The organism is Thalassolituus marinus (assembly GCF_020320395.1).
GTDB classification, from domain to species: Bacteria; Pseudomonadota; Gammaproteobacteria; order Pseudomonadales; family Oceanobacteraceae; genus Venatoribacter; species Venatoribacter marinus.
The window spans coordinates 1-7454 of the sequence record NZ_JAEDAH010000042.1 but is presented as its reverse complement, the minus strand read 5'-3'; the positions used below and the strand labels follow the sequence as shown (position 1 = coordinate 7454).

Annotated in this window: 8 protein-coding genes; 5 read left to right on the top strand and 3 right to left on the bottom strand. The window is 54.2% G+C overall.

What is annotated here, in order from left to right; all coding sequences use genetic code 11:
• Positions 1-87: 87 nt before the first annotated feature.
• Complete coding sequence (locus I9W95_RS08080) at positions 88-471, bottom strand: cupin domain-containing protein (RefSeq protein ID WP_225673682.1); 384 nt, start codon at positions 469-471, stop codon at positions 88-90.
• Positions 472-647: 176 nt separating this feature from the next.
• Between I9W95_RS08080 and yghU the strand changes: the two genes are divergently transcribed.
• Entirely contained in the window at positions 648-1505 is an 858-nt protein-coding gene (gene yghU, locus I9W95_RS08075) for a glutathione-dependent disulfide-bond oxidoreductase (protein WP_225673680.1), read from the top strand.
• Positions 1506-1550: 45 nt separating this feature from the next.
• Here the strand turns inward: yghU and I9W95_RS08070 are convergent, their stop codons facing one another.
• Entirely contained in the window at positions 1551-2033 is a 483-nt protein-coding gene (locus I9W95_RS08070; protein WP_225673679.1) for a CreA family protein, read from the bottom strand.
• Positions 2034-2239: 206 nt separating this feature from the next.
• Here I9W95_RS08070 and I9W95_RS08065 point away from each other — a divergent pair, with 206 nt between their 5' ends.
• Positions 2240-2572 (top strand): zinc ribbon domain-containing protein YjdM, encoded by a 333-nt coding sequence (locus I9W95_RS08065; RefSeq protein WP_225673677.1) that lies wholly within the window; start codon positions 2240-2242, stop codon positions 2570-2572.
• 36 nt (positions 2573-2608) lie between these two features.
• Here the strand turns inward: I9W95_RS08065 and I9W95_RS08060 are convergent, their stop codons facing one another.
• On the bottom strand, positions 2609-3679 hold the full coding sequence (locus I9W95_RS08060; protein WP_225673675.1) for a tRNA dihydrouridine synthase: 1071 nt from the start codon (positions 3677-3679) through the stop codon (positions 2609-2611).
• 263 nt (positions 3680-3942) lie between these two features.
• Here I9W95_RS08060 and I9W95_RS08055 point away from each other — a divergent pair, with 263 nt between their 5' ends.
• The 3 genes from I9W95_RS08055 to I9W95_RS08045 are packed head-to-tail and all read left to right on the top strand — an operon-like array spanning position 3943 to position 7336.
• A complete protein-coding gene (locus I9W95_RS08055; protein ID WP_225673673.1) occupies positions 3943-4194 on the top strand; it encodes an OadG family protein in 252 nt (83 codons plus the stop codon).
• A gap of 59 nt (positions 4195-4253) precedes the next feature.
• Entirely contained in the window at positions 4254-6023 is a 1770-nt protein-coding gene (gene oadA, locus I9W95_RS08050; RefSeq protein WP_225673671.1) for a sodium-extruding oxaloacetate decarboxylase subunit alpha, read from the top strand.
• Between the two features lie 11 nt (positions 6024-6034).
• On the top strand, positions 6035-7336 hold the full coding sequence (locus tag I9W95_RS08045; protein ID WP_225673669.1) for a sodium ion-translocating decarboxylase subunit beta: 1302 nt from the start codon (positions 6035-6037) through the stop codon (positions 7334-7336).
• The last annotated feature ends 118 nt before the right edge of the window (positions 7337-7454 follow it).

Below are 7454 nucleotides of genomic sequence, written 5' to 3'. Positions count from 1 at the left end.
GTTCCCCTGGGAGGCAGCAGGCATTGCGGATTTAAAAGTCGTTTATAGAAAACCGATATCTTTAAAACTGTGGGACAGCAGTGGTATTCAGCTGGCCTTTTCATAAATCACAAAGCGCTTGGTGGTGGTTTCAACCACCTTCCATACGCCGCTGAAACCGGCCGGAATAACAAATTCGTCACCGGCTTTAACCGTGGTGGCATTGCCTTCGCTGTCGGTCATGGTACTGATGCCGGAAATAATCCGGCAGTATTCTTCTTCGTTGTAATTCACCCGCCACTCGCCGACCTCACTGGACCAGACGCCGGCAAAGAACTGGCCTGACGGGTCCTGATATTCCAGCCACAGGCTTTGCTTCGGGTTACCGCTGATCAGCTTGTCGGCATCCAGATAGTATTCTTCGGCATCACCGCTGGCGGGTGCTGGCAGAATGACTGCCCGTGGCGTGCCCTGAGAAAGAGGTTGTGACATGGGGAAGCTCCGTCATGGAAATCGTTATTCTGCTGTTGAATCACATGGCCGGCTATCTCCCCTGAGAGGTAGGCTGGCTCGCTGCAACAGTCTTTACCACGATCAAGGCTGGTCGCCGGCACGCAGGCCCGTAGACTGCTTTACTATCAACAGCGCAGCTTTTCAGGGAGATATGTATGAGTGATCCGGTTTATACCCCACCTAAGGTCTGGCAGTGGCAGGAGGGCAATGGCGGGAAGTTCGCCAGTATTAATCGTCCGGTTGCTGGTGCCACCTACGAACAGCAGCGACCGCTTGGCGAGCATCCGCTGCAATTGTATTCACTGGCGACGCCCAATGGTGTGAAAGTCACCATCATGCTGGAAGAGCTGCTGCAGGCTGGCATCCGTGAGGCTGAGTACGATGCCTGGCTGGTGAATATTCTCGAAGGTGAGCAGTTTTCTTCAGGCTTTGTTGAGGTGAATCCGAACTCCAAAATTCCGGCACTGATGGACCACAGCGTCAATCCGCCAGTGCGTTTGTTCGAGTCGGGCTCCATTCTGCTGTATCTGGCAGACAAATTTCAGGCCTTTATTCCACAGCAGTCGGCAGAACGAGCCGAGTGCCTGAACTGGTTGTTCTGGCAGATGGGCAGCGCTCCGATGCTGGGCGGCGGCTTTGGTCATTTTTATGCCTATGCGCCGGAAAAATACGAGTATCCGATTAACCGTTACACCATGGAAATCAAGCGCCAGCTTGACGTACTGAATCAGCATCTGGCGACTCGCGAGTTTATCTGTGGTGAGCAATACACGATTGCAGATATGGCGATTTACCCCTGGTATGGTGTGCTGGTGCAGGGTGGTTTGTATGAGGCGGCGGAGTTTATCGAAGCCCATACCTACACCCATGTATTGCGCTGGGCTGACGCATTGGCAGAGCGCCCGGCGGTGAAACGCGGGCGACTGGTTAATCGTACCTGGGGTGAGGTTCAACTGGCGGAAAGGCATAGCGCCAGTGATATTGATGCGGTACTGGAAGACCAGACGATGTGACAGATTGCCACCAAAAGCGCAGCCAGGCTGCGCTTTTTTTGCGCATCAGTTAGTTGGCTTTGTATTGCTGATAGCGGGTGCCTGGTAGGCCTGTGTTCCCCACAGTGGTACAGTGGATAAGCTGTGTTTGTAGCTGCCTGCAGTCTCTTTGGTAGAGTAGGATACGTACATCAGCGTCTGATTGTCGGCATCGAAAATACGGCGCACTTTCATGTTTTTAAAGAAGATACTTTTCGACTTCTTAAACACCACTTCACCGGATTTGCTCTTATCAATCTGAGCGATCATGGCGGCGGTGATTTCACCGGTCTGACGGCAGGAAATAGAACTGTCGCTGGGGTCAGAAAAATCCAGATCTGCTTCAATAGAAGCAACATGGCAGGTAACGCCGGTGACAATCGGGTCGTTGAGAAAATCAAGTTTGATGTCTTTGGTGGTGAATACCCCTAACGACACATCGCCCACTTCATTGCTGTCGCAGGCGCTCAGTAAACCGGTACAGATCAGTACGGCCAACAGTTTATTCATGCGGTTCTCCTTTCTTTGGCCCTGTTAACACTAACTGAATCGGACCTGCAGTGAGCCTACTGGATTGCGCTGTGGGTGAACAGAGCGGCGCGCTCGCAGCATTACTTTTTGTAAGGTTTTCACCAACGAGTGTTCAATCTGGTGCATAATAGCGCCCACGTTATGCCCGGCGGCATTCCTTATTCATTGTCAGCAGAGATACGACCATGCCAGATTGTCCTAAGTGCAACTCCGAATACCCTTATGAAGATGGCCCAAGCTATGTGTGCCCTGAGTGCGCTTATGAGTGGCCGATTGATGGCGAAAGCGCGGAAGAAGGTCTGGTGGTTCGTGACGTGAATGGTGCGATTCTGGCCGATGGCGACAGCGTAACTGTCATCAAGGATCTGAAGATCAAAGGCTCTTCGTCGGTGGTGAAAGTGGGCACCAAGATCAAGAATATCCGCCTGGTTGAAGGTCCGGATGATCACAACATCGACTGTAAGATTCCAGGTATCGGCTCGCTGAAAGTGACTCAGAAGTACGTTAAGAAAGCCTGATCTTCTGTGTGGAGTGCTTTAGCAGCACTCCACCATTCAAAAGCCTTTGTGCTGATACGCAGCAAAGGCTCCTTCCTCTGGCGGCTGCGCTGCCACATCCACAATGGCCTGTTCCAGTGCCTTAAAAAACGCTGCGGTTTCTCGCTGGCGCTTAATGCGTTCAAACACTGCCCGCACCTCAATCGACTGCATAGAAAAGTAGTGCAGCCACTGTTTCAGCCTGTCGGTTTGCGCTTTATCCGGCAGGTGTGCCAGGTGCGGTACTAAGCCATACATCAGCTGCAGGTGTTGCTGCCAGCTCAGGTTGTCATGCTGCAGGTGGCCATGGTCGGCTTTGATGCGCAGACCCAGGTCGGGTACCGCCACCAGACCCCGACCAATCATCAACAGGTCGGAGCCGCTCTCTGTCATGCACTGACGCGCCTGCTGTGGCGTCCAGATCTCGCCATTGGCCAGTACCGGTATGCTCAGCTGCTCTTTGATGCGGGCAATCTGATCCCAGTAGGCCGGCGGTTTATAGCCTTCGGTTTTGGTGCGCGCGTGCACGGTGAGCCACTGAATGCCGCCAGCGGCGAGTGCCTCAGCATTGGTAATGGCCAGTGTTTTGTCTTTAAAGCCCAGACGCATTTTGGCACTGACCGGAATGTGGGCAGGTACCGCTGCACGTACCGCCGTGGCGATGCGGTTCAGCAAGTCAGGATACTGCAGCAATACGGCGCCGCCCTGGCTGCTGTTGACGGTTTTCGCCGGACAGCCGAAGTTCAGGTCAATTGCCGGTGCGCCCAGTTCTGCCACTTTAGCGGCGTTTTCCGCCATAAGTTGCGGGTCGCTGCCCAGCAGCTGCACATGCACCGGTGTGCCGGCAGCGGTTTTACCGCGCAGTTCGCCGGGGTTGTCCAGCTCCGGACAGTAACGGCGGAAAACGCGCGACGGATAAACCTGGTGAGTGATGCGCACGAACTCAGTGACGCAGTGGTCAATGCCGCCAACCCGGGTCAGGATGTCGCGCAGATTATGGTCCATCAGGCCTTCCATCGGTGCCAGAGCTATATAAGGCCGGTCTGGCTGGTGCTGAAAGGGCAGGGTTCCGGTGAAGCTTGCGGACATGAATCGGATACTGGGGCGGTTACTGAAGGCGCGCAGTATAGCTCTGGCGCAGGTCAGGCACCAGAACGTGACTATGTCGTTCAGGCCACGACGGAGGTCAATGAAAGCGCATTCTGGCCAGTGATGCCCTGTGGGGGCTGGTTGCTTTGCAACCACCTTTTCAGTAACCTACGGCGGTTTTATTTCCCTTACGGGAGGGGCCTCCCTGTCCGTTCGTAAGGGTAAAAGAGCACAGGAATAATTAAAAAAGAGGAGCCCCCTGCATGTCTGAGCCAAGTCTCGTCGCACAGGGTTTGGAACTCATGATCTTTGGTATGGGCGTCGTATTCGTCTTCCTGACGATGCTGGTGTTTGTAACCAATATCATGTCCAAGCTGGTAAACAAGATCGCCCCTGTACAGGAAGTCGCACCGGCCCCCGCCCGTGCTGCCGTACCGCAACAGGGTGGTGTTGACCCCCAACTGCTGAAAGTTCTGTCAGCAGCGGTAAAAGAACATCGCGCGCGCCAAAAGTAGCCTGCGGTATATAACAACCCAAACGTATACAACGTTAACGGAAGAAAAGGCCATCACCCATGTCCGATTCTAAAAAATTAGGAATTACCGACGTCGTCCTGCGTGACGCTCACCAATCCATCCTCGCGACCCGCATGCGCATTGACGACATGCTGCCAATCGCCTCTAAGCTTGATCAGGTAGGTTACTGGTCTCTTGAAAGCTGGGGTGGCGCGACTTTTGACTCCTGCATCCGCTTCCTCGGGGAAGATCCATGGGATCGTATCCGCGAATTCAAAAAGGCCATGCCAAACACCAAGCACCAGATGCTGCTGCGTGGCCAGAACCTGTTGGGCTACCGTCACTATGCTGACGACGTGGTTGAGAAGTTCGTAGAACGTGCCGCCACTAATGGCGTTGACGTGTTCCGCGTATTTGACGCCATGAACGACCCACGCAACCTGCAGACTGCTCTGCAGGCGGTTAAAAAACAGGGCAAACACGCTCAGGCGACTCTGTCCTATACCACCAGTCCTGTGCACACGCTGGATGCCTGGGTAGACCTGGCCAAGCGTATCGAAGACATGGGTGCAGACTCCATCGCCATCAAAGATATGGCGGGTGTTCTGACTCCTTATGCTGCTTTCGAACTGGTTTCCCGTCTGAAAGGTCAGACTGATCTGGAAGTTCAGCTGCACGCTCACGCGACTGCTGGTCTGTCCGACATGACCATTCTGAAAGCCGTAGAAGCCGGTATCGACCGTGTTGATACTGCGATCTCTTCTATGTCCATGACCTACGGTCACACTGCTACTGAGTCTGTTGTTGCTGCTCTGGCTGGTACCGAGCGTGACACCGGTCTGGACCTGAACCTGCTGGAAGAAATCTCTGCTTACTTCCGTGAAGTGCGTAAGAAGTACGCCAAGTTCGAAGGCGCCCTGAAAGGCACCGACAGCCGTATTCTGGTTGCGCAGGTGCCAGGCGGCATGCTGACCAACATGGAAAACCAGCTGCGCGAGCAGGGTGCTTCTGACAAGTTCGACGAAGTTCTGAAAGAGATTCCATGTGTACGTGAAGACCTGGGTTATATCCCTCTGGTAACGCCAACCTCCCAGATCGTTGGTACTCAGGCAGTACTGAACGTGCTGACCGGTGAGCGTTACAAGTCTATCTCTAAAGAGACTCAGGGCATCCTGAAGGGCGAATACGGTGCTGCACCTGCTCCGATGAACGCCGAGCTGCAGGCTCGTGTTCTGGACGGCGCAGAAGCTATTACCTGCCGTCCGGCTGACCTGATCGAAAACGAACTGGATAAAGTCATTGCTGACGTTGAGAAACTGGCTGCAGATAAAGGCTTCAAACTGTCTGCTGACAAGATCGACGATGCTCTGACTTACGCAATGTTCCCGCAGATTGCTCCTAAGTTCCTTGAGAACCGTGGCAACCCGGATGCATTCGAACCAGCTCCGAAAGGTGACGCTGAAGATACCTTCACCGTAACCGTTGATGGCAACGAATACGTAGTGAAAGTAGACGAAGGCGGTGACGTTAAGGAACTGGCTCCGGTTAACGGCGCTCCTCTGAGCATGGGCGGTGCCGCTCCTGCAGCGGGTGCTGCTCCGGTTGCAGCAGGTGGTGGCGATCCTATCGGTGCCCCTCTGGCCGGTAACATCTGGAAAGTGCTGGTTCAGCCAGGCGATGTAGTGGCTGAAGGTGACGTTGTCGTTATCCTCGAAGCGATGAAGATGGAAACTGAAGTGCGTGCTCCACGTGCCGGTACCATCGGCAGCGTATCAGCCAAAGAAGGTGTGGCTGTTAAAGTCGGCGACACTCTGTACACCCTGGGCTAACGGAGGCAATCATGCAAAGTCTGATTAACCTCTGGCACGATACCGGTCTGTATCACATGGAGTCTGGCCAGGTCATTATGATGCTGGTTGGTTTCCTGATGCTGTATCTGGCAATCAAGAAGGGTTTTGAGCCACTGCTGCTGCTGCCAATTGCGGTTGGTACGCTGATGGTAAACATCCCGGGCGCAGGTCTGGGATGGTCTGCTGCAGAAGCAGCAATCCGCACCGGTGATGCTTCTCTGCTGGCACAGTTCCGTGATCTGTTCAGCCTGGCGGCCGATGCAACCGTTCATGATGTACTGCACGCATACCACAATGCTGAAGCGACTCTGTACAAGAAAGCGCTGGCACTGGGTGCTGGTGCAGGCTTCGACAACGGTATGCTGTACACCTTCTACAGTGTGACGATTGCCAGTGGTGTAGCACCGCTGCTGATCTTCATGGGTGTAGGTGCGATGACTGACTTCGGCCCTCTGCTGGCAAACCCTAAGACACTGCTGCTCGGTGCAGCTGCCCAGTTCGGTATCTTCGGTACCGTTGCTGGTGCGGTACTGCTGACTGATGCAGGTCTGATGGACTTTACCATGCAGCAGGCTGCAGCGATCGGTATTATCGGTGGTGCTGACGGCCCGACTTCGATCTTTATTGCATCGAAACTGGCGCCTGAACTGCTGGGTGCGATCGCGGTTGCGGCATACTCCTACATGGCACTGGTACCACTGATTCAGCCACCAATCATGAAAGCTCTGACCACTGAGAACGAGCGTAAGATTGCCATGGTGCAGCTGCGTGAAGTGACTAAGGGCGAGAAGATCGTATTCCCGATCGCCGTGCTGATTCTGGTAGCACTGCTGCTGCCATCTGCAGCACCGCTGCTGGGTATGTTCTGCTTCGGTAACCTTATGAAGGAATCCGGTGTGGTTGAGCGTCTGAGCGATACCTCTCAGAACGCCCTGATCAACATCGTGACCATCTTCCTCGGTCTGTCCGTTGGTTACAAAATGAGCTCTGATGCCTTCCTGAATGGCAGCACCCTGGCGATTATCGTACTGGGTCTGATTGCCTTCTGTGTGGGTACTGCAGCAGGTGTTCTGATGGCTAAGCTGATGAATGCTCTGACCAAAGATCCGATCAACCCTCTGATCGGTTCTGCGGGTGTATCTGCGGTACCAATGGCTGCTCGTGTATCGAACAAGGTAGGTCTGGAGTCTAACCCTCAGAACTTCCTGTTGATGCACGCGATGGGTCCTAACGTGGCCGGTGTTATCGGTTCTGCGGTAGCCGCGGGTGTGATGATTTCCTACTTCGGTTAATCATTACTGCCTGACAAAAAAAGCGCCTGCGGGCCACTGCTGTCCCACAGTTTCGGGATCATATAACGAGCCTCATCTGAGGCTCGTTTTTGTTTGGGTCGGGCGGTGACGGATTAAG